Origin of the sequence: Pseudonocardia sp. SID8383, from assembly GCF_009864975.1 — a bacterium.
GTDB classification, from domain to species: Bacteria; Actinomycetota; Actinomycetes; order Mycobacteriales; family Pseudonocardiaceae; genus Pseudonocardia; species Pseudonocardia alni.
The window spans coordinates 1-1908 of the sequence record NZ_WWFY01000353.1 but is presented as its reverse complement, the minus strand read 5'-3'; the positions used below and the strand labels follow the sequence as shown (position 1 = coordinate 1908).

Annotated in this window: 3 protein-coding genes; all 3 read left to right on the top strand. The window is 73.4% G+C overall.

The window, feature by feature from the left end:
• Window positions 1-661 (top strand): arabinosyltransferase C-terminal domain-containing protein (locus tag GTW08_RS08630; RefSeq protein ID WP_202416762.1); only part of this gene is annotated, 661 nt, incomplete at its 5' end.
• A gap of 49 nt (window positions 662-710) precedes the next feature.
• The gene (locus tag GTW08_RS08625; protein ID WP_073574340.1) at window positions 711-1145 is read left to right on the top strand and encodes a VOC family protein; all 435 of its coding nucleotides are present in this window, start codon (window positions 711-713) and stop codon (window positions 1143-1145) included.
• 262 nt (window positions 1146-1407) lie between these two features.
• Window positions 1408-1896 (top strand): carbonic anhydrase, encoded by a 489-nt coding sequence (locus tag GTW08_RS08620; protein WP_161151738.1) that lies wholly within the window; start codon window positions 1408-1410, stop codon window positions 1894-1896.
• Window positions 1897-1908 lie beyond the last annotated feature (12 nt).

Below are 1908 nucleotides of genomic sequence, written 5' to 3'. Positions count from 1 at the left end.
CGCCCGCGCCGGGTCGCCGGGCCCGGACGGGCGCGTGTCGCTCGACGACACCGCGACCGGTGCCCGCGGCACCTACCCCACCGAGCGGGTGCAGGAGGCCGTGCCGCTGGACCGGCCGGGCTGGCGCACCGTGCGGGTGCCCGTCTCCGCGTTCCCGGCGGACGTCGACCGGGTGCGGGTGCACGCCGTCGACACCGCCGTCGGGCCGGGCGGCTGGGTGGCCGCGGCCGCCCCGCGGATGCTCACCCCGGCGCCGGTGGTGCCGATGCTGCGCGACGCCGACGGCCCGGTCTACGTCGACTGGTCGATCCTCTGGTCGGCGCCCTGCCTGCGCGACCTGCCCGCCGTCCGGGCCGGGCTCGTGCAGACCCCGCGCTACCTGGTGCTGGGCCCGTCGTCGCTGGGGTTCGCCGTGGACGTGTCGTTCGCCGACGTCGCCGGGGGAAGCTTCGCGGCGATGCGCCGCACCACCACCGAGCAGGTCGTCGCGACCCGGATCGACACCGCCGACGACCCGGACCAGGCCGACTGGGGCTCGGTCACCCGGATCGACACCGACCTCGCCGTCGACGCCTACGACGTCACCTCGGTCCCGGTGCGCCGCTGGGGCTGGGAGGGCGACCGGACCCCGGTCGGGTACCCGGCCCTCCCGGCACCGTGACCACCCTCCGGTCGGAGGGGGCCCACGGCCGCGTCCGGCTGATAGACACATGCGGACACCCGCACGCAACGAAGCGAGGGACACCGTGGCCTTCCCCGGTCTGCAGCACGTCGCCCTGACCGTCAGCGATCTCGAACGCAGCACGCGCTGGTACGCGGCACTGTTCGGCACCGAGCCCGTCCTGGACGAGGACGAGGAGGGCGGCCGCTTCCACCACACCGTCTTCGCCCTCGACGGCGGGATGCTGTTCGGTCTGCACACCCACCAGGGCCGCGAGTCCGGCGAGCCGTTCGACGAGGAGCGCACCGGCCTCGACCACGTCGGCTTCGCGGTCGGCTCGCACGCCGAGCTGGAGCAGTGGGCGCAGAAGCTGACCGAGCTCGGGATCGCCCACGAGGGCGTCAAGAAGGCGCACTACGGCAGCGGCGTCTCCTTCCGCGACCCGGACAACATCGCCCTGGAGTTCTTCACCGGGCCGGAGTGAGCCGGTGCGGGGCGTGTCCGGACACGCCCCGCCGCACGCCCACCCGGTGGACGGTTCCTTGCTCCTGACCGGGTATCGCGATCGAATCATGCGGTGATGCGCACCCTGCTGGAGCCGTTCTGGCCGGGCCGGCGTGTCGTGGCGTTCGACGAGCTGTGTCGGTGGGCCGCGTAGCGACCCCGAGGGGTCGCCGCGTGGCCGCCCCGTGCCCCGTGTGCGGGTACGACGCCCGCGCCACCGACCGTCCATTCCGGAGGACCCCGTGTCCGTCACCGACGAACTGCTCGAGAACAACGCCCGCTACGCCGAGAGCTTCTCCGGCCCGCTGCCGCTGCCACCCGCCCGCAAGATCGCGGTGGTCGCCTGCATGGACGCCCGGCTCGACGTGTACCGCATCCTCGGCCTGGCCGAGGGCGACGCCCACGTCATCCGCAACGCCGGCGGTGTCGTCACCGACGACGAGATCCGCTCGTTGACGATCAGCCAGCGGCTGCTGGGGACCGAGGAGATCATCCTCATCCACCACACCGACTGCGGGATGCTGACCTTCACCGACGACGCGTTCAAGGCCTCGATCCGCGACGAGACCGGCATCAAGCCGGAGTGGGCCGCCGAGGCGTTCGACGACCTCGACGCCGATGTCCGCCAGTCGGTCGCCCGGATCCGGGCGAACCCGTTCGTCCCGCACACCGACGCGGTCGGCGGCTTCGTGTTCGACGTCGCGACCGGGCGGCTGACCGAGGTGGAGTAGCCCCGTCGCACC